Source organism: Streptomyces sp. NPDC001373, assembly GCF_042895815.1.
GTDB lineage: Bacteria > Actinomycetota > Actinomycetes > Streptomycetales > Streptomycetaceae > Streptomyces.
The window spans coordinates 59,626-78,300 of the sequence record NZ_JBIAWQ010000016.1 but is presented as its reverse complement, the minus strand read 5'-3'; the positions used below and the strand labels follow the sequence as shown (position 1 = coordinate 78,300).

Below are 18,675 nucleotides of genomic sequence, written 5' to 3'. Positions count from 1 at the left end.
ACGCAGGTGGGGGCACCACCCGCAATTGTGGCTTGCTACAAGAGGGGCGGGGTTCCGTATGGCAGAAGCTCCGGCCGCTTCGGGGGGCGGCCGTCGCCCGAGGAGCGGCCCGTCAGCCGGCGGCCGATCCAGGGCAGCAGGTGCCGCTTCGCGAAACGCAGGTCCTCGCCGCGCCGTACGCCCCATCCCGGGGTGGAGGCCGGCGGCAGGGACGCCGCCCAGTCGTCCTCGGCGGGCAGGCCCAGGGCCTGCCAGACGGCTTCGGCCACCCGCCGGTGCCCCTCGGCCGTCAGGTGCAGCCGGTCGGTGTCCCACAGGCGTGGGTCCCCGAGCACCGGAGCCCCGTACAGGTCCACCAGCAGTGCGCCGTGGCGCGCGGCGAGCTCCTCCAGGATGCCGAAGAGCTCCTCCATGCGCGGCCGGAAGCGCTCCATCACCGGACCGTGCCGGCCCGGCGAGCGCATCAGGACCAGGCGCCCGCAGGAGGGGGCCAGCAGTTCCACCGCGGCCTCCAGATGGCCCCGGACGCGCCCCATGTCCACCTTGGGGCGCAGGGCGTCGTTCAGTCCGCCCACCAGGGTCACCACGTCCGCGCGCATCGCCGCCGCGGCCGGTGCCTGGTCCTCGGCGATCTGCCCGATCAGCTTCCCGCGCACCGCGAGGTTCGCGTAGCGGAAGTCCGGCTCGCGCGCCGCCAGCCGGGCGGCGAGGAGGTCGGCCCAGCCCCGGTAGGAGCCGTCCGGGAGCAGGTCGGACATTCCCTCGGTGAAGGAGTCGCCGACCGCGACGAAACTGGTGTAAGACGCATTCATCCCCATGGCGCAGCGATGCTACCGCGCGGTATCCCGGCGCCGCGGAGCCGGGACACCGCGACCGGGAGAAGGGCTACGCCGAGGCCGGCCTGCCGAAGAGCTCGCGCAGGACGTCCTCCATCGTCACCAGCCCCGTCATGGCCCCGTCCGCGCCGAGGACCGCCGCCAGGTGCGTACGGCTGGCCCGCATGGCGGTCAGCACGTCGTCCAGCGGGGTCTCCGCCCGCACCTGGGCGATCGGGCGCAGCTCCGACACCGGGAAGGGCTCGTCGCGCTCCAGCGCGTCCAGGGCGTCCTTGACGTGCAGGTAGCCGAGGATCCGCCGCTGCCCGTCGACCACGGGGAAGCGGGAGTAGCCCGACTCGGCCGACAGCCGCTCCAGCGCGGCGGCGGTGATGCCCTGCCGGGCCGTGACCACCCGGTCCACGGGCAGCACCACGTCGGCGACGGGCCGCCGCCCCAGTTCCAGGGCGTCGTGCAGCCGCTCGCTCGCCCGGCCGTCGATCAGTCCGGCGTCGCTGGAGTCCTTGACCATCCTGGCCAGCTCGTCGTCCGAGAAGGTGGCCGCGACCTCGTCCTTCGCGTCCACCCGCAGCAGTTTCAGCAGGGCGTTGGCGAAGGCGTTGATCGCGAAGATCACCGGCTTGAGCGCATGGGTCATCGCCACCAGCGGCGGCCCCAGCAGCAGCGCGGTCCGCACCGGCTCGGCCAGCGCCACGTTCTTGGGCACCATCTCGCCGAACAGCATGTGCAGGTAGGTGGCCAGCGCCAGCGCGATCACGAAGGAGATCGCGTGCGTCACTCCGGCGGGCACCCCGGCGGCGTCGAGGAGCGGGCTCAGCAGGTGCGCGATGGCCGGCTCGGCCACCACGCCCAGCACCAGGGTGCACAGGGTGATGCCCAGCTGGGCCGCCGCCATCAGGGCGGACACGTGCTCCAGGCCCCACACGACCGCGCGGGCCCGTCGGTCGCCCTGCTCGGCGTACGGTTCGATCTGGCTGCGCCGGACCGAGATCAGCGCGAACTCGGCGCCGACGAAGAAGGCGTTGACGACCAGGGTCGCCAGGCCGATCAGCAGCTGGATCGCGGTCATCGGTCCCCCTCCGGGCCCTCGTCGCCGGGCACCTCGGTCGGCATGTGCAGCAGCACGCGGGCGGCGCGCCGGCCGCTCGCGTCGACCACGTCCAGACGCCAGCCGTCCAGCTCCAGCCGGTCTCCGACGGCCGGGATCCGGCCCAGTTCGGCGGCTATCAGCCCGGCCAGGGTCTCGTACGGGCCTTCCGGGACGCGCAGCCCGATCCGCCGGAGCTGGTCGGTGCGCGCGGCGCCGTCGGCGGAGTACAGGGTCCGGCCGTACTCGTCCGTGCCGGCCGGTGCCAGGTCGGCGGTCTCGTGCGGGTCGTGCTCGTCGCGGACCTCGCCGACGACCTCCTCGACGATGTCCTCGAGGGTGGCCACGCCGGCCGTACCGCCGTACTCGTCGATCACCACGGCCATCGTCTGTTTCCCGGACAGCCGGTCCAGCAGCCGGTCGACGGTCAGCGACTCCGGTACGAGGAGGGGCTCGCGCAGCAGCTGCGACACCGGGTGGCCGCGGCGCTCCTCGGCGGGAAGGGCCAGGACGTCCTTGATGTGGACGGTCCCGACGACCGTGTCGAGGCTGCCCCGGTAGACGGGGAAGCGCGACAGGCCGGTGGCCATCGTCGCGTTGGCCACGTCCTCGGCGGTGGTCTGCACGTCGAGGGCCGTGACCTGCACGCGCGGGGTCATCACGTTCTCGGCGGTGAGGTCGGCCAGGTTCAGGGTCCGCACGAACAGCTCCGCCGTGTCCTTCTCCAGCGCGCCCGCCTTGGCGGAGTGCCGGGCGAGCGCCACCAGCTCCTCGGGGCTGCGCGCGGAGGCCAGCTCCTCGGCGGGTTCCAGCCCGAACCGGCGGACGAGGTGGTTGGCGGTGGTGTTGAGGTGACTGATCAGCGGCCTGAAGGTACGGCTGAAGACCCGTTGCATCGTCGCCACGCGCTTGGCGACGGCCAGGGGGGAGGAGATCGCCCAGTTCTTGGGGACCAGCTCGCCGACCACCATCAGCACCACGGTCGACACGGCCGTGCCGAGCACCAGGGCGGTGGAGGAGGCGGCCGACGCGGACAGACCCACGGCCTCGAGGGGACCCGAGATCAGGGCGGCGATCGACGGCTTGGAGATCATGCCGATGACCAGGCCGGTCACGGTGATGCCGAGCTGCGCGCCGGAGAGCTGGAAGGTCAGGCTGCGGACGGCGGCCAGAGCGCTGTCCGCGCCGCGCTCGCCGCGCTCCACGGCCCGCTCGAGCTCACTGCGCTCGACGGTGGTCAGCGAGAACTCGGCGGCGACGAAGACCCCGCAGGCAAGGCAGAGCAGCAGCGCCACGACGAGCAGGAGCACTTCGGTCATCGGTCGATCACCTCCGTCCCATGATCGGCCAGGACGGGGGGTGCCGCGCGGTGTCGCGCGCGGGGATGCCGGGGACCGGGAGGCTCGCCCATGGGCGGACGCTCACACCTTTCGGGTCGGGAGGGCTCGGAGGGTTTCCGAGGGGTCCGGGAGGACCTCTGAGCACATGGTAAAGGAAAGGCAAAGCCGATGGCTCGCCCTTGTGGCCGAGTGGGCGCGTGGGGCGCGGCCGGATGCCACCCCGAGGGGATCCGGACCCGCCGGGTCGGCCGCTCGCCGCCGGATATGGCCCTTCCGGCCGTTCACCACATGCCGAGCGTCTGCCCCGAGAGTATTGGCCCGGGCCGGCGGGGCGGGGGCGGCGAGCGCCGTGCGGCAGGCCACCGCCCCCGGCCGGTACTGCCTTGCCAACGCCTGGGGCACACCCCGAACGTCTCCCCGAAGCCGTGCGACTCCGCGGACCGGGGCCAGAAGCGGGTCGTCCCCAACGACCGGATCAGCCTCGCGGCCGCCCGATCCCACCCCGTCCCGGGGAGGCGCGTCGCACGCCTCCCGGGGCACCACCGGCCAGGCCCTCTAGTCGTAGGAGCGGCGGGCCGAGCCGATGACGCAGTACGAGGTGGGGAGCGACGGGCCGCGCTCGGGCAGGCGGAAGGAGCGGTGGGAGACGATCCGGAAGCCGGCCGCCTCGATCGACGCGAGCGGGTCGCGGGCGGTGTGGCAGCCGCCGAACAGGCGCGGCCAGACCGTCCGGTCGAGCGCCCGCTGAACGGAGGCCATCCCCGGACCGGGGGCGATCCCGTGCTCCAGGAACCGCAGTTCGGCACCGGGACGCAGCACCCGGTGCAGCTCGCCGAGGGCGCGCGGCAGGTTCCGCACGGTGCACAGCACGAGCGAGGCGACGGCGGCGTCGAAGGCCTCGCTCTTGACCGGGAGGGCCTCGGCGACACCCGGTACGAGGTCCACCGGCACCTCGGCACGCAGGGCGGCGGCCGCCGCGAGCCGGCGCAGGGTGCGCTCCGGTTCGACGGCGACGACCTCGGAGACGGAGCGCGGGTAGTGCGCGAAGTTCAGGCCGTTGCCGGCTCCGATCTCGATGACGCGGCCCGACACCCCCCGCAGGAGCTCCTCGCGCAGCGCCCCGATCCCGGCACGGGTCTCGGCGGCGGTACTGGCGCGGGCGTAGAACCGGGCGAAGCAGGGGTGGTGGACGGGATCGGGGGCGTGGGCGGGCATAGACGGCCTCCGGGCGCGGATCGGGGGCTGGCACGCGGGCACACGGGAGCGCGTGTGCCCACCGGGGCCTGTTCCCCGCCCCGCTCCGCCGCGAAACCGGTCCGGTGCCGAACCGGCCCCGCGGACCCCGGGTCGGTTTGTTCAAGCGGTCGGCCTCCGGGTCAGGCCGGCCAGGCGGCCAGGAAGGACTCCGCCGACCACGTGCCGTCCAGCCGCGGGGCCAGCCAGTCCGGGGCGGCCTCGCGGAAGGCGGGCGGCGCCAGGGCGGCGGAGCCCTCGGGGACGGCGCCCAGCAGCGGGAGGCCGGAGGCCTTCGGCAGGTCCGCCAGGTTGCAGCGGGAGGCCAGGTCGGGGGAGGCCGGCCAGCTGCCCACCACCACGCCTAGCCCGCGCAGCCCCCGCGCGGTCAGGGCCTCGGCCGTCAGGGCCGTGGAGTTGAGGGTGCCCAGGCCCGCCGGGGCCACCACCAGTACCGGCGCCGCCAGCAGCCGTGCCGCGTCGGCCAGGGTGTGGCCCTCCTCGTCGAAGCGGACCAGCAGCCCGCCCGCGCCCTCCACCAGCACCAGGTCGTGCGTCGCCGCCAGACCGGCGGCCGCCTCGGCGATCCGCGCCGGGGCGAGCGCCGGCAGCCCGGAGCGCCGCGCGGCGGTGTCCGGGGCCAGCGGCTCGGGATAGCGGGCCAGTTCCAGCGCGGTCACGGCCGGACCGGCCAGGCGGACGACCTCGGCAGCGTCCCCCGGCTCGTCCGGTCCCACGCCGGTCTGCGCGGGCTTGAGCACCGCCACCGACCGGCCGGCGGCCACGGCCGCCGCCGCGATGGCCGAGGTGACCACCGTCTTGCCGATTTCCGTGCCCGTACCGGACACGACGATCACGGACATCTCAGCCTTCCCGGGCCGCGGCGACGGCCGCGCGGCAGATACGGGCGACGTCGGCGTCGCCGGTGACGAACGGCGGCATGGTGTAGATCAGGTCGCGGAACGGGCGCAGCCACACGCCCTCGCGGACCGCGGCCCGGGTGGCGGCCCAGACGTCGACCGGGCGGTCGAGCTGGATCACGCCGATCGCGCCCAGCACCCGTACGTCCTTGACCCCCGGCTGCCCGGAGGCCTCCGCCAGGCCCTTTCGCAGGCCCGTCCCGATCCGCTCGACCTCGCCCGCCCAGTCCTGGCCGAGCAGCAGGTCGACGGAGGCCAGGGCCACGGCCGTGGCGAGGGGGTTGCCCATGAAGGTCGGCCCGTGCGCGAGCACCGGGACCTCGCCCTGCGAGATCCCCTCGGCGACCCGCTCCGTGCACAGGGTGGCGGCGAGCGTGAGGTAGCCGCCGGTCAGGGACTTGCCGAGGCACATCACGTCCGGGGTCACGCCCGCGTGGTCGGCCGCGAACAGCGCGCCCGTACGGCCGAAGCCCGTCGCGATCTCGTCCAGGACCAGCAGCACCCCGTACTCGTCGCACAGCTCGCGCAGCACCCGCAGGTAGCCCGGGTTGTGGAAGCGCATCCCGCCGGCGCCCTGCACCACCGGCTCGACGATCACCGCGGCCAGCTCGTCCGCGTGCGCGGCGACCAGCGCGCGCAGGTGGGCGGCGTACGCCGGGTCCACGGGGGTGTCGAAGTCGCCGGGCGGAGCGTCCGCGAAGACCTGCCGGGGCAGGTGGCCCTGCCACAGCTCGTGCATGCCGCCCTCGGGGTCGCAGACGGCCATCGGCTGCCAGGTGTCCCCGTGGTAGCCGCCGCGCCAGGTCAGCAGCCGGGTCTTGCCCGTCCGGCCCAGCGAACGCCAGTACTGCAGGCACATCTTGACGGCGACCTCGACGGAGACCGACCCGGAGTCGGCGAGGAAGACGTGCTCCAGCCCGGGCGGGGTGATCTCGACGAGCCGGGAGGCCAGCCGGACGGCGGGCTCGTGGGTGAGACCGCCGAACATCACGTGCGACATCCGGCCCAGCTGGGCGGAGGCCGCCTCGTTCAGCACCGGGTGGTTGTAGCCGTGGATGGCCGACCACCAGGAGGACATGCCGTCGACCAGCTCCTCCCGCCCCTGTGCCGGGGCGGCGAGGCGCAGCCGGACCCCCGAGGCGGAGGAGACCACGAGGGTCTCCTGCCGCCCGGGCATCGGGCCGTACGGGTGCCAGACGTGCTGCCGGTCCAGGGCCAGCAGACCGGCCGTGGCGGAAGCGGGGTCGAGCGGGTCGTGCAGGGGGTACGGGTCACGCATTGGGGGCGAGATCCGTCCCCGCTCCGCGGCGGCGCACCGCCACCAGGTCCGGACGCACCTCGCCCGGTTCGGCCTGCGCGGGGGCCTCGGCCGGAGCCCCGGCGGTGTGCCCGGCGCAGCCGCCGCAGGCCGAACCGCAGCCGGGGGCCTCCGCGTCGGCCGCCGGCCCGCAGCCGCCGGAGCCCGCCGCGGAGCCGCACACGCCGCCTGCGTGGGCCGCGGCCGCGGCCGCGGCGGCGTCCGCGCGGTGCGCGGGCAGGGTGGTGGTGCCGGCGCCCTCCACCTCGAAGCCGGCGTCCGCGATCATGTCGAGGTCGGCCTGGCCGGCCTGGCCCTCACTGGTGAGGTAGTCGCCGAGGAAGATGGAGTTGGCCACGTGCAGCGCGAGCGGCTGCATCGAGCGCAGGTGCACCTCGCGGCCGCCGGCGATCCGTACCTCGACGTCGGGGCAGACGAACCGGACCATCGCCAGGATCCGCAGGCAGCGCTGCGGGGTGAGGTTCCACTCCTTGGCCAGCGGGGTGCCCTCGAAGGGGATCAGGAAGTTGACCGGCACGGAGTCCGAGTCCAGCTCGCGCAGCGAGAAGACGACGTCGACCAGGTCCTCGTCGCTCTCGCCCATGCCGGCGATCAGGCCGGAGCAGGCCGACAGGCCCGCCGCGTGCGCCTTCTGCACGGTGTCGACGCGGTCCGCGTAGGTGTGCGTCTTGGTGATCTGCCCGTAGGTGGCCTCGGAGGTGTTGAGGTTGTGGTTGTAGGCATCCGCACCCGCGTCGCGCAGCTTCTCGGCCTGGCCGTCGGAGAGCAGGCCCAGACAGGCGCAGACCTCCACGCCCTCGTTCTGCTCCTTGATGGCGGCGATCGTCTCGCCGACGCGGGCCACGTCGCGGTCGGTCGGGCCGCGGCCGCTCGCCACGAGGCAGACCCGCTTGGCGCCGCCGGCGACGCCGGCCGCGGCGGCCTGGGAGGCCTCGTCCGGCTTCAGCCAGGTGTACTTGAGGATCTCGGCCTTCGACCCCAGGCGCTGGGAGCAGTACGAGCAGTCCTCGGGGCAGAGCCCCGACTTCAGGTTGACCAGGTAGTTCAGCTTGACGCGACGCCCGAACCACTGGCGGCGCACCTTGCCGGCAGCGGCCACCACGTCGAGCAGTTCGTCGTCGGAGGTCGCCAGAACGGCGAGCGCCTCCTCGCGGGTCGGCAGCTCGCGCCGCAGTCCCTTTTCCACCAGGGTGTTCAGCAGGTCCATGCGCCCGATCCTGTCCCACGCGACCACTCCCGGCCAAGGAGAGAACGGACAACATGGCCGGAAGGGAGTGTGTGGATCGCCACACCGGCCCCTTGGGTCACGGGCGGATAGGGTCGAGCAGATCTGTCGACTGCCGACAAAACGCGAGACACATCGCGAGACGCGACGCGAGGACCGCCGATGACCCAGCCCACCCCGGAACCCGAGGACGTCTTCGCCTGGATCGACGGCGCGGAGCGCCGGCGCGAGGAGGCGGGGCTGGTGCGGACCCTGCGCCCGCGCCCCGCCGACTCGCCCCTCCTGGACCTCGCGAGCAACGACTACCTCGGCCTTTCGCGGCACCCCGAGACCGTGCGCGGCGCCTGTGCGGCGGCTGAGCGCTGGGGTGCGGGGGCCACCGGATCGCGCCTGGTCACCGGGACGACCGAGCTGCACACCGAACTGGAGCGGGAGTTGGCCGCTTTCGCCGGTTTCGAGGCGGCCCTGGTTCTTTCGTCCGGATATGCCGCGAACCTCGCTGCGGTGACCGCGCTGAGCGGCCGGGGGACCCTGGTGGTCTCCGACGCGGGGAACCACGCCTCGATCGTCGACGGCTGCCGGCTCTCGCGGGCGGAGGTGGAGGTGACCCCGCACGGGGACGCGGAACAGGTCCGCAAGGTCCTCGCCGGGCGCGGGGGCCGCGCCCTGCTGGTGACCGACTCGGTGTTCTCGGTCGACGGGGACGCCTCCCCGCTCGCCGCGTACGCCGCTGCCTGCCGGGAGGCGGGCGCCGCCCTGCTCGTGGACGACGCGCACGGGCTCGGGGTCCTGGGCGAGGGGGGCCGGGGCGCCCTGCACGCGGCCGGGCTCGCGGGCGTGCCCGGCGTGGTCGCGACGATGACCCTCTCCAAGTCGCTGGGCAGCCAGGGCGGAGCGGTCCTGGGGCCGGCCAAGGTGATCCGGCACCTGGTCAACACCGCCCGCGCGTTCATCTTCGACACCGGGCTGGCCCCGGCCGCCGCGGGCGCGGCGCTGGCAGGCCTGCGCCTGCTGGGGCGGGAGCCGCAGCGCGCGGACCGGGTCCGGGAGGTGGCCGCCGAGCTGTACGGCAGGCTCACCGCGTCCGGCCTGACCGCGGCCAGGCCGGACGCGGCCGTGGTGTCGGTGCGGGCCCCGTCGGCCGCGGCGGCACTGCGCTGGGCCGCCGACTGCCGCGAGGAGGGACTGTCCGTGGGGTGCTTCCGTCCGCCGTCGGTGCCGGACGGCATCTCCCGGCTGCGGCTGACGGCCCGGGCGGATCTCACGGGGGAGGAGATCGGCCGTGCCGTCGCCACGGTCCTGCGGACCGCTCCGGCCGGGGCCACGGAACCGGTTCAGCGGTAGGACGTCACGCGCGCACGTCCGTCCGTACGGAGGCGAGGAAGCCGTCCCAGGCCGGCCCGGTGAAGAACACGGCCGGGCCGTCCTTCCGCTTGGAGTCGCGGACGGCCAGCAGGCCGCCGCTCAGGGCGGCCGCTTCCACGCAGTTGTTCATTCCGGTGCTGCGGCTGCTCCGCCGCCACCGCGCGCTGTTCAGAAGTCCGCTGGTGGATAAGGGGGTTGCGGACACGGGGGTGCCTCCTTACGCGTCGTCAGCGAGTGAGCTGATGAGATCCGACGAGTCACGGGGCGGGAGGGCGTGCGCCTGGATGGTGCGGAACGCGGCGCTGTACGCCTCTAGGTCTTCCTTCCGCTCCAGATAGAGGCTACTCGTCAAATGGTCGAGCACCACCACATCCAGATCGGCGATGTTCGGAAATGAGAAAATGACGAACGGTCCGGTCAGGCCGAGATGGCCCCCCACGGTGAACGGCAGCACCTGGAGGTGCACTTGGGGCAGGCGTGCCACCTCCGCGAGGTGCCGCAGCTGCTCCCGCATCACCCCCGGCCCGCCGATCTGCCGGCGCAGCACCGCCTCGTCGAGCACGGCGCTCAGCTCCAGTGGGGGATCCGCCCGCAGCACCGCCTGCCGGGCCAGCCGTACGTCGACCAGCGCGTCCACCTTCGGCTCCGGAAGCCCGCCCAGCGCGGCCCGGGTCACGGCCCGCGCGTACTCCGGGGTCTGCAACAGGCCCGGCACCACCGAGAGTTCCACCGTCCGCGCCGAGCGGGCCCCCGCCTCCAGGCTGATGAAGTCCCGGTACTCCTGCGGGAGCAGGCCGCGGTAGTCGTGCCACCACTGGCGGCCGCGCGCCTCCTCGCCGCCCGCCGCGGGCCCCGCCGCCGAAGCGCCCAGCGCCTCCAGCAGGGCGCGCTGCTGGGGGCTCACCACGTCCCCGTAGGCGTCCAGGAGCAGCCGGATGTCCTGCGTCTTCACGCCACTGCGGCCCGTCTCGATCCGACTGACCTTCGACTGGTGCCATCCGACGATGCGGGCCACCTCGCCGCTCGTGAGCCCGGTGCGGTCGCGCAGTGCGCGCAGTTCCTCGCCGAGCTTGCGCCGACGCACCGCGGGACCGTGCTGCATACCCGCTCTCCTTCCACCGGCACAGATCGCACCAGTCTGCCGTCCAAATACGCTCTTCCGTAGCAGAGTTCACCGCATTGGGCGACAGATATATGCATATCTTGGGGGAACACAGGAAACAGCGGGACGATGGATGGCACTCTGGCGCTCAGCGCAGAACCGGGGCGGCTCCGTCCCGGTGGGAAAGGGACGTCGCCATGGCAGATCAGCTGGAAGCATCCGTCACCCTGCCGAGCGACCCGGTCTCGGTGGCCGCCGCCCGCCGCTACGCCGCGCAGGTCCTGAGCGACTGGGGACTCCCCGAGGACGCCGACACCGCCGACACCGTGCGCGTGGTGGTCTCCGAGCTCGCGACCAACTCGGTCCAGCACACCTTCGGGCAGTCGCCCACCTTCACCGTCGACCTGCGCCTGGAGCGCGAGGAGTGGCTGCGCGTCGGCGTGACCGACAGCCACCCGCGCTGGCCCCGTCGGCTCCCCGCCGCGGTCCAGCAGGACAACGGCCGGGGCATGGTCATCATCCGCTGGCTGGCGGCGGAGGCGGGCGGCCGGCTGTCGGTCAGCCCCACCGAGGACGGCGGCAAGACCGTCTGGATCTCCCTGCCCTGGCCGGCCGGCGCGCCCGCCGGGGCGGCGCGCGGCCGCTGAACCGGCGGGGCCGGCGGCCGTATACGAAGACGGGGGCGCGGCCCCCGGCGGGATGAACCGGGCACCTGCCGGAAACGTGGGTTAACCCGGCGGAAAAGTACCGGCTCTAGGGTGTGGCCCGCGGGCTTGCCCCAATGGCCTCCCATGGGCCGGTAAAGCACCGGTGATCGGGACGGAAAGCCTCGCTCTGCGTTGGGCAAGACATGCTTGGCATGGATATGCGCAGGTCAACAAAGTGTTGACGGCCGATACGGTCGCCACGGCGCGATGACGATCATGTCCCGGAAGCTTGGTGATACAGGTGCAGTTGACACCACACGAACAAGAGAGACTGCTGATCCACGTGGCCGCCGACGTGGCCGAGAAGCGCAGGGCGCGCGGGGTCCTGCTCAACCACCCCGAGGCCATCGCCCTGATCACCTCCCACCTCCTCGAAGGGGCCCGGGACGGCCGGACCGTCGCCGAGCTGATGAAGTCGGGCCGCGAGGTGCTCACCCGGGCGGAGGTCATGGAGGGGATCCCCGAGATGATCCACGACGTCCAGGTCGAGGCGACCTTCCCCGACGGCACCAAGCTCGTCACCGTCCACGACCCGATCATCTGAAGGGCGCGATCCCCGTGATCCCCGGCGAAATCGTCTACGGGGACGGTCCCGTGCGCCTCAACGAAGGCCGTCCCGTCACCCGCCTCACCGTGCTCAACGCCGCCGACCGGCCCGTCCAGGTCGGCTCCCACTACCACTTCGCCGAAGCCAACCCCGGCCTCGACTTCGACCGGCGGGCCGCGCACGGCCTGCGCCTGAACATCGCCGCCGGCACCGCCGTCCGCTTCGAGCCGGGCATCCCGGTCGCGGTGGAACTCGTACCGCTCGGCGGACTGCGCACCGTACCCGGGCTGCGCGGGGAGACCGGAGGACCCCTCGATGGCTGAGATCTCGCGCCAGGCCTACGCCGACCTGTTCGGCCCCACCGCGGGCGACCGGATCCGGCTCGCCGACACCGACCTCTTCGTCGAGATCGAGCAGGACCTCAGCGGGGGACCCGGCAACTCCGGCGACGAGGCCGTCTTCGGCGGCGGCAAGGTCATCCGCGAGTCCATGGGGCAGGCCCGCACCACCCGTGCCGAAGGCGCCCCCGACACGGTGATCACCGGCGTGGTCGTCCTCGACCACTGGGGCATCGTCAAGGCCGACGTCGGCATCCGCGACGGCCGCATCTGCGGCATCGGCAAGGCCGGCAACCCCGACACCATGGACGGTGTGGACCCCGCCCTGGTCATCGGGCCCGAGACCGAGATCATCGCGGGCAACGGGAAGATCGTCACGGCCGGCGCCATCGACACCCACATCCACTTCATCGCACCGACCGTCGTCGACGAGGCCCTCGCCTCCGGCATCACCACCCTCGTCGGCGGCGGCACCGGACCCGCCGAGGGCTCCAAGGCCACCACCGTCACCCCCGGCCCCTGGCACCTGGCCCGGATGTTCGCCGCGCTGGAGGCCTACCCCGTCAACATCGGCCTGCTCGGCAAGGGCAACACCATGTCCCGCGAGGGCATGTACTCCCAGCTGCGCGGCGGCGCCCTCGGCTTCAAGATCCACGAGGACTGGGGGGCCACCCCCGCCGTCATCGACGCCTGCCTGAGCGTCGCCGACGAGACCGGCACCCAGGTCGCCATCCACACCGACACCCTCAACGAGGCTGGTTTCGTGGGCGACACCCTCGCGGCCATCGCCGGGCGGACCATCCACTCGTACCACACGGAGGGGGCGGGCGGCGGCCACGCCCCCGACATCATCACCGTGGTATCCGAGCCGAACATCCTGCCCAGCTCCACGAACCCCACGCGGCCGCACACCGTCAACACCGTCGAGGAGCACCTCGACATGCTGATGGTCTGCCACCACCTCAACCCGGCCGTCCCCGAGGACCTCGCCTTCGCCGAGTCCCGGATCCGGCCCTCCACCATCGCCGCGGAGGACGTCCTCCACGACCTCGGCGCCATCTCCATCATCTCCTCCGACTCCCAGGCCATGGGCCGGGTCGGCGAGGTCGTGCTGCGCACCTGGCAGACCGCCCACGTGATGAAGAAGCGGCGCGGCTTCCTCCCCGGTGACGGCCCCGCCGACAACCACCGGGCCCGCCGCTACGTCGCCAAGTACACGATCAACCCCGCCGTGGCCCAGGGCCTCGCCCGCGAGATCGGCTCGGTCGAGGTGGGCAAGCTCGCCGACCTGGTGCTGTGGAACCCGGCCTTCTTCGGCGTCAGGCCCGAGGTCGTCGTCAAGGGCGGCCAGATCGCGTACGCGCAGATGGGCGACGCCAACGCCTCCATCCCCACCCCCCAGCCCGTCCTGCCCCGGCCCATGTACGGAGCCGTCGGACGCGCGCCCGGCCTGAACTCGCTCAACTTCACCTCACAGGCCGCCCTCGACGACCACCTGCCCGAACGGCTGGGCCTCGCCAAGCAGTTCACGGCCATCGAGAGCACCCGCAGGACGAGCAAGACGGACATGCGCAACAACGACGCCATGCCGAGGGTCGAGGTCGACGCCGACACCTTCACGGTCAGCATCGACGGCGAGGTCGTGGAACCGGCCCCCGCCGCGGAGCTGCCCATGGCACAGCGCTACTTCCTCTTCTGACGAACGACGAAGGACCGCTCCTGATGAAGCACCGCATGCCGAGGGGCCCCGGCCGATGAGCCTCGCCGCGCTGCTCGTCCTGGCGGACGGCCGCTTCCCCGCCGGAGGGCACGCCCACTCCGGCGGGGCGGAGGCCGCCTGCAAGGCGGGCCGGATCCACGATGCCGCCACCCTGGCCCAGTTCTGCCGGGGCCGGCTGCACACCGCCGGGCTGACCGCCGCAGCCCTCGCCGCGGCGGCCGCCCTCGGCCTCGACCCGGCGGACCTCGACGCCGCCGCCGACGCCCGCACCCCCTCGCCCGCACTGCGCGCCGCCGCCCGCCGGCTCGGACGGCAGCTGATGCGGGCCGCCCGCGCCACCTGGCCCGCCGCCGAACTCGACGCACTGGCCGCCGCCTTCCCGCGCGGGGCGCACCAGCCCGTGGTGCTCGGTGTCACCGCCCGGGCCGCGGGGCTCGGCGCCCTGGACGCCGCGCACGTGGCGGCGTACGAGAGTGTCAGCGGGCCGGCCACGGCCACCGTCCGGCTGCTGGGCCTCGACCCCTTCGAGGCGAGCGCCGTCCTGGCCGGCCTGGCCCCCGAGCTCGACGCCGTGGCCGCCCGGGCCGCCGAGGCCGCGCTGCTCGCGCGCACCGAGGGCACGGACGCGCTGCCCGCGGCCTCCTCACCGCTGCTGGAGATCGCCGCGGAGGCCCATGCCGACTGGGCGGTACGCCTCTTCGCCTCCTGAGCGCGGGCACTCCCGCCACCAGACCATCCCCAAGGAGACCTGCCGTGCACCTCGACCACGACGTGACGTACCCCCACCGGTACACCCACAGTGCCGCACCCCTGCGCGCGGACGGCAGCCGCCGCGCCCTGCGCATCGGACTCGGCGGACCCGTCGGATCCGGGAAGACCGCGACCGTCGCCGCGCTCTGCCGGGCCCTGCGCGCCGAACTGTCCATGGCCGTCGTCACCAACGACATCTACACCCGGGAGGACGCCGAGTTCCTGCTCCGCGAGGCGGTCCTGCCCCCCGAGCGGATCAGCGCGGTCGAGACCGGAGCCTGCCCGCACACCGCCATCCGCGACGACATCTCCGCCAACCTGGAGGCCGTGGAGGAACTGGAGGAGGCCCACCTGGGGACCGCCCCCCTCGACCTGATCCTCGTCGAGTCCGGCGGCGACAACCTGACCGCCACCTTCTCCCGGGGCCTGGTCGACGCCCAGATCTTCGTCATCGACGTGGCCGGGGGCGACGACATCCCGCGCAAGGGCGGCCCCGGGGTCACCACCGCCGACCTGCTCGTCGTCAACAAGACCGACCTCGCCCCCTACGTCGGGTCCGACCTGGAGCGGATGGCCCGCGACGCCGCCCAACAGCGCGGGGACCTGCCCGTCGCCTTCCAGTCCCTGCGCGGGGACGAGGGAGTGGCCCCGGTGGCCGGCTGGGTACGCGAGCGGCTCGCGGCCTGGGCCGTGCGGTGACCGCCGCACCCGTCGCCGCCCCGCCGCCGGCACTCACACCCCCCGCCGCCCCGCCGCCGGCCGGACTGCGGGCCACGGCCCGCATCGCCGCGGCCGCCGACGGGCGCGGTGGCACCGTCCTGCCCGTGCTGGCCGGGGAAGGGCCGCTCGCCCTGCGCCGGGTCCGGGGCGAGGGCGCCGAGGCGGGTGTGATGCTGGTCGGCGCGATGAGCGCGCCCCTCGGCGGCGACCACCTCACGGTGGAGGCGGACGCGGGACCGGGCGCCCGGCTCGCCCTGCGCTCGGCGGCCGCCACCCTGGCCCTGCCCGGCCGCAGCGGAGAGCGCGCGCGGTACGACGTACGGCTGGCGCTGGCCGCGGAGTCGCTGGTGCGCTGGCTGCCGGAGCCGCTCGTCTCGGTGCGCGGCAGCGACCTGCGGGTCACCACCCGCGCCGAACTGGCCCCCTCCGCCCGGCTGGTGCTGCGCGAGGAACAGGTGCTGGGACGCGCCGGGGAGGCCCCCGGCCTGCTGCGCAGCCGTCTCACGGTGATCCGGGGCGGCCGCCCGCTGCTGGACCAGGACCTGTCCTGCGGGCCCGGCGCCCCGGGCGGCTGGGACGGCCCGGCCGGCATCGCCGGGCACCGGGCGCTCGGCCAGCTCCTCGTCGTGGACCCGCGGTTCGAGCAGGACCCGCCGCGGGCCGCGGTGCTGGGGGAGTTCGCGGCGGCCACCCCGCTGGCCGGCCCGGCCGTCCTGGTGACGGCGCTGGCCCCGGACGCGCTGCGGCTGCGCGAGCTGCTGGAGGAGGCGGCCCGGACCTACGGCAGGTGAGGGCCGTACCGGCGGCGGGTGTCCGGTGGGTGACGGGCGGGCGGATCCAGGGCGAATGGGACACCGCTCAGCGGTACACCCGTTTCCGGTTATCGGGTTGGCAAAGAACTCGACCTCGGTCTGTTGCCGGGTACCTGTCAGACGAAAGGATCCACCTGACCCAACCCGGCCGCCTCGCGCGGCACATGACCAGGGGGATCATCCACGTGATACGCAACGCGACGCTGGGGAGCGCCGCCACTCTCATCACCGGCGCACTGGCCGCGGGCCTGCTGCTCGCGCCGTCCGCCTCGGCCGCCTCGGCCGGCAAGGACAACGGCGCCGCGGAGGCGGTCGGCGCCCAGATCGCCGCCGCCCGCGCCGCGCGCACCGGCGTCGACTGGAAGGACTGCCCGGCCGACTGGGGCTTGGAGAAGCCGATCCAGTGCGGCTGGGTGAAGGTCCCGCTCGACTACACGAAGCCCTTCGGCAAGACCATCGACATCGCGGTCGACCGCACGGTCAGCACGGGCACCAAGGAGGAGCGCCAGGGCGCCCTCGTCTACAACCCGGGCGGCCCGGGCGGTTCCGGCATGCGCTTCCCGCGCCGGGTCACCACCAAGAGCCCGCTGTGGGTCAACACCTCCAAGGCGTACGACTTCGTGGGCTTCGACCCCCGCGGCGTCGGCCACTCCGCGCCGATCTCCTGCATCGACCCGCAGGAGTTCGTCAAGGCCCCCAAGGCCGACCCGGTCCCCTCCAGCGAGGCCGACAAGCGCGCCCAGCGCAAGCTCGCCGCCGAGTACGCGGACGGCTGCAAGGAGCGCAGCGGCGAGATGCTGCCGCACATGACCACCACCAACACCGCGCGCGACCTGGACGTCATCCGGGCCGCCCTCGGTGAGAAGAAGCTGAACTACCTCGGCGTCTCCTACGGCACCTACCTGGGCGGGGTCTACGCGACCCTGTTCCCGGGCCACGTGCGCCGCATGATCGTCGACTCCGTGGTCAACCCGGACACGGACAACATCTGGTACCAGGCCAACCTGGAGCAGGACGTCGCCTTCCAGACGCGCTGGAACGACTGGCAGGACTGGGTCGCCAAGTACGACTCCACCTTCCATCTCGGCGACACCCGCGCCAAGGTCGAGGCCAAGTACCAGGAGCTGCGCGCCCAGGCCAAGGCCCACCCGCTCGGCGGGGTCGTCGGTCCGGCCGAGCTCATCGGCTTCTTCCAGGGCGCCCCGTACTACGACTCCTCGTGGGTCCCGGTCGCGCAGGCCTTCAGCGCCTGGGCCGCCGGCGACGAGAAGCCGCTGATCGACGCCATCGCCCCGGACATGTCGGACACCAAGGGCAACGCCGCGTCCGAGAACAGCAACGCCGTCTACACCGCGGTGGAGTGCGCCGACGCCAAGTGGCCGACCAGCTGGGCCAAGTGGGACCGGGACAACAGCGAGCTGCACAAGAAGTACCCGTTCCTGACCTGGTCGAACGCCTGGATGAACCTTCCCTGCGCGACCTGGAAGTCCAAGCAGAGCACCCCGATCGAGGTCGGCGCGAAGCACATCGCCCCGGTCCTGATCGTCCAGTCCGAGCGTGACGCCGCCACCCCGTACCAGGGCGGTGTCGAGCTGCACCGCCGCCTGGCGGGCTCGCGCCTGATCACCGAGCAGAACGCCGGCTCGCACGGCGTCACCAGCCTGGTGAACCCCTGCATCAACACGCGGGTGGAGTCCTACCTGCTGGCCGGCAAGGTCGACGCCGAGGACGTGAAGTGCGGCTCGCACGCCACTCCGGTGCCGCCGGCCCCGGCCGCCGCGAAGTCGCTCGCCCAGGCCCCGGCCTCGGAGCTCGCGAAGCGCGAGGAGCTCCCGGCCGTCCGCTAGGACCCCGGGAACCCCGATGAGCGGGAGGAGGCTCAGCGCTTCGTGCGCCGGGCCTTCTTCCGCTCCTCCTCTTCCTCTGCCTTGACCTCGGCCGCGTACCGGTCGACGTACTCCTGGCCGGAGAGGTTCAGGATCGCGTACATGATCTCGTCGGTGACGGCGCGCAGCACGGCCCGCTCGCCCTCCATCCCCGCGTACCGGGAGAACTCCAGTGGGGTGCCGAAGCGGATCGTGACGCGCCGGATCTTCGGGAGGGTCTGGCCGGGAGGCTGGATCTCGAAGGTGCCGAGCATCGCGCACGGGACGACGGGCACCCCGGCCCCCAGCGCCATCGCCGCCACCCCGACCTTGCCCTTGTAGAGCCGCCCGTCGTGCGAGCGGGTCCCCTCCGGGTAGATGCCCAGCAGCTCGCCCTTCGCCAGCACCCCGAGCCCCTCGCGCAGCGCCGCCTGCCCGGCGTCCTTGCCGGAGCGGTCCACCGGGATCTGCCCGGCGCTGCGGAAGAAGGCCGCGGTCAGCCGGCCCTTGAGCCCGGGGCCGGTGAAGTACTCGGCCTTCGCCAGGAAGGTGATCCGGCGCCTCAGGATCGCCGGCATCAGGAAGTGGTCGGAGAAGGACAGGTGGTTGCCGGCGATGATCGCGGCACCCTCCGCGGGGATGTTCTCCAGGCCCTCGATCCGCGGCCGGAACAGCAGCCGCAGCAGCGGCCCGAGCAGGACGTGCTTGAGCAGGTGGTAGAACACCCGGCGCTTCCCTTCACCCGACGGTCGGACCACGGACGGATCAGCCATGCGGTGGCGAGGAGCGG

Annotated in this window: 19 protein-coding genes; 9 read left to right on the top strand and 10 right to left on the bottom strand. The window is 73.5% G+C overall.

Going from position 1 to position 18,675, the window contains the following annotated elements:
- Positions 1 to 35: 35 nt before the first annotated feature.
- The 7 genes from ACFY15_RS28545 to bioB form a co-directional block, all read right to left on the bottom strand.
- Complete coding sequence (locus tag ACFY15_RS28545) at positions 36 to 818, bottom strand: SGNH/GDSL hydrolase family protein (protein ID WP_390689676.1); 783 nt, start codon at positions 816 to 818, stop codon at positions 36 to 38.
- A 67-nt stretch (positions 819 to 885) separates the two neighbouring features.
- Positions 886 to 1,905, bottom strand: a complete 1,020-nt coding sequence (locus ACFY15_RS28540) for a hemolysin family protein (RefSeq protein ID WP_390689677.1) — start codon at positions 1,903 to 1,905, stop codon at positions 886 to 888.
- Complete coding sequence (locus ACFY15_RS28535) at positions 1,902 to 3,242, bottom strand: hemolysin family protein (protein WP_390689678.1); 1,341 nt, start codon at positions 3,240 to 3,242, stop codon at positions 1,902 to 1,904. The genes ACFY15_RS28540 and ACFY15_RS28535 overlap by 4 nt, the downstream gene beginning before the upstream one ends.
- Before the next feature lie 576 nt (positions 3,243 to 3,818).
- Positions 3,819 to 4,478: a class I SAM-dependent methyltransferase gene (locus ACFY15_RS28530; protein WP_390689679.1), complete on the bottom strand. Its 660-nt coding sequence runs from the start codon at positions 4,476 to 4,478 to the stop codon at positions 3,819 to 3,821.
- Positions 4,479 to 4,639: 161 nt separating this feature from the next.
- Positions 4,640 to 5,359, bottom strand: a complete 720-nt coding sequence (bioD, locus tag ACFY15_RS28525; RefSeq protein ID WP_390689680.1) for a dethiobiotin synthase — start codon at positions 5,357 to 5,359, stop codon at positions 4,640 to 4,642.
- Between the two features lies 1 nt (position 5,360).
- Complete coding sequence (locus tag ACFY15_RS28520; RefSeq protein ID WP_390689681.1) at positions 5,361 to 6,695, bottom strand: adenosylmethionine--8-amino-7-oxononanoate transaminase; 1,335 nt, start codon at positions 6,693 to 6,695, stop codon at positions 5,361 to 5,363.
- Complete coding sequence (gene bioB / locus ACFY15_RS28515) at positions 6,688 to 7,941, bottom strand: biotin synthase BioB (protein WP_390689682.1); 1,254 nt, start codon at positions 7,939 to 7,941, stop codon at positions 6,688 to 6,690. The genes ACFY15_RS28520 and bioB overlap by 8 nt, the downstream gene beginning before the upstream one ends.
- A gap of 180 nt (positions 7,942 to 8,121) precedes the next feature.
- Between bioB and ACFY15_RS28510 the strand changes: the two genes are divergently transcribed.
- Positions 8,122 to 9,303, top strand: coding sequence for an 8-amino-7-oxononanoate synthase (locus ACFY15_RS28510; protein WP_390689683.1), 1,182 nt, complete (start codon positions 8,122 to 8,124; stop codon positions 9,301 to 9,303).
- A 4-nt stretch (positions 9,304 to 9,307) separates the two neighbouring features.
- Here the strand turns inward: ACFY15_RS28510 and ACFY15_RS28505 are convergent, their stop codons facing one another.
- Both ACFY15_RS28505 and ACFY15_RS28500 read right to left on the bottom strand, forming a co-directional pair.
- Entirely contained in the window at positions 9,308 to 9,529 is a 222-nt protein-coding gene (locus ACFY15_RS28505) for a DUF397 domain-containing protein (RefSeq protein WP_390826312.1), read from the bottom strand.
- 12 nt (positions 9,530 to 9,541) lie between these two features.
- A complete protein-coding gene (locus tag ACFY15_RS28500; RefSeq protein WP_366454242.1) occupies positions 9,542 to 10,426 on the bottom strand; it encodes a helix-turn-helix transcriptional regulator in 885 nt (294 codons plus the stop codon).
- A gap of 197 nt (positions 10,427 to 10,623) precedes the next feature.
- Between ACFY15_RS28500 and ACFY15_RS28495 the strand changes: the two genes are divergently transcribed.
- The 8 genes from ACFY15_RS28495 (at position 10,624) to ACFY15_RS28460 (ending at position 17,867) form a co-directional block, all read left to right on the top strand.
- Positions 10,624 to 11,073: an ATP-binding protein gene (locus ACFY15_RS28495; protein WP_390689685.1), complete on the top strand. Its 450-nt coding sequence runs from the start codon at positions 10,624 to 10,626 to the stop codon at positions 11,071 to 11,073.
- 301 nt (positions 11,074 to 11,374) lie between these two features.
- On the top strand, positions 11,375 to 11,677 hold the full coding sequence (locus ACFY15_RS28490; protein ID WP_390689686.1) for an urease subunit gamma: 303 nt from the start codon (positions 11,375 to 11,377) through the stop codon (positions 11,675 to 11,677).
- A 14-nt stretch (positions 11,678 to 11,691) separates the two neighbouring features.
- On the top strand, positions 11,692 to 12,003 hold the full coding sequence (locus ACFY15_RS28485; RefSeq protein ID WP_390689687.1) for an urease subunit beta: 312 nt from the start codon (positions 11,692 to 11,694) through the stop codon (positions 12,001 to 12,003).
- Complete coding sequence (locus ACFY15_RS28480; protein WP_390689688.1) at positions 11,996 to 13,717, top strand: urease subunit alpha; 1,722 nt, start codon at positions 11,996 to 11,998, stop codon at positions 13,715 to 13,717. Before ACFY15_RS28485 ends, ACFY15_RS28480 begins: the two co-directional genes overlap by 8 nt.
- A 55-nt stretch (positions 13,718 to 13,772) precedes the next feature.
- A complete protein-coding gene (locus ACFY15_RS28475; protein ID WP_390689689.1) occupies positions 13,773 to 14,447 on the top strand; it encodes an urease accessory protein UreF in 675 nt (224 codons plus the stop codon).
- Between the two features lie 44 nt (positions 14,448 to 14,491).
- Entirely contained in the window at positions 14,492 to 15,187 is a 696-nt protein-coding gene (gene ureG / locus ACFY15_RS28470) for an urease accessory protein UreG (protein ID WP_390689690.1), read from the top strand.
- A 65-nt stretch (positions 15,188 to 15,252) separates the two neighbouring features.
- The gene (locus ACFY15_RS28465) at positions 15,253 to 15,999 is read left to right on the top strand and encodes an urease accessory protein UreD (RefSeq protein WP_390689741.1); all 747 of its coding nucleotides are present in this window, start codon (positions 15,253 to 15,255) and stop codon (positions 15,997 to 15,999) included.
- A gap of 206 nt (positions 16,000 to 16,205) precedes the next feature.
- Complete coding sequence (locus tag ACFY15_RS28460) at positions 16,206 to 17,867, top strand: alpha/beta hydrolase (RefSeq protein WP_390689691.1); 1,662 nt, start codon at positions 16,206 to 16,208, stop codon at positions 17,865 to 17,867.
- 32 nt (positions 17,868 to 17,899) lie between these two features.
- Here the strand turns inward: ACFY15_RS28460 and ACFY15_RS28455 are convergent, their stop codons facing one another.
- A complete protein-coding gene (locus ACFY15_RS28455) occupies positions 17,900 to 18,610 on the bottom strand; it encodes a lysophospholipid acyltransferase family protein (protein WP_390689692.1) in 711 nt (236 codons plus the stop codon).
- Positions 18,611 to 18,675 lie beyond the last annotated feature (65 nt).

Coding starts and splice junctions, on each gene's coding strand:
- ACFY15_RS28495 (WP_390689685.1), top strand. CDS start 10,624: ATGGCAGATCAGCTGGAAGCATCCGTCACCCTGCCGAGCGACCCGGTC.
- ACFY15_RS28535 (WP_390689678.1), bottom strand. CDS start 3,242: ATGACCGAAGTGCTCCTGCTCGTCGTGGCGCTGCTGCTCTGCCTTGCC.
- ACFY15_RS28510 (WP_390689683.1), top strand. CDS start 8,122: ATGACCCAGCCCACCCCGGAACCCGAGGACGTCTTCGCCTGGATCGAC.
- ACFY15_RS28545 (WP_390689676.1), bottom strand. CDS start 818: ATGGGGATGAATGCGTCTTACACCAGTTTCGTCGCGGTCGGCGACTCC.
- ACFY15_RS28500 (WP_366454242.1), bottom strand. CDS start 10,426: ATGCAGCACGGTCCCGCGGTGCGTCGGCGCAAGCTCGGCGAGGAACTG.
- ACFY15_RS28475 (WP_390689689.1), top strand. CDS start 13,773: ATGAGCCTCGCCGCGCTGCTCGTCCTGGCGGACGGCCGCTTCCCCGCC.
- ACFY15_RS28480 (WP_390689688.1), top strand. CDS start 11,996: ATGGCTGAGATCTCGCGCCAGGCCTACGCCGACCTGTTCGGCCCCACC.
- ACFY15_RS28540 (WP_390689677.1), bottom strand. CDS start 1,905: ATGACCGCGATCCAGCTGCTGATCGGCCTGGCGACCCTGGTCGTCAAC.
- bioD (WP_390689680.1), bottom strand. CDS start 5,359: ATGTCCGTGATCGTCGTGTCCGGTACGGGCACGGAAATCGGCAAGACG.
- ACFY15_RS28520 (WP_390689681.1), bottom strand. CDS start 6,695: ATGCGTGACCCGTACCCCCTGCACGACCCGCTCGACCCCGCTTCCGCC.
- bioB (WP_390689682.1), bottom strand. CDS start 7,941: ATGGACCTGCTGAACACCCTGGTGGAAAAGGGACTGCGGCGCGAGCTG.
- ACFY15_RS28530 (WP_390689679.1), bottom strand. CDS start 4,478: ATGCCCGCCCACGCCCCCGATCCCGTCCACCACCCCTGCTTCGCCCGG.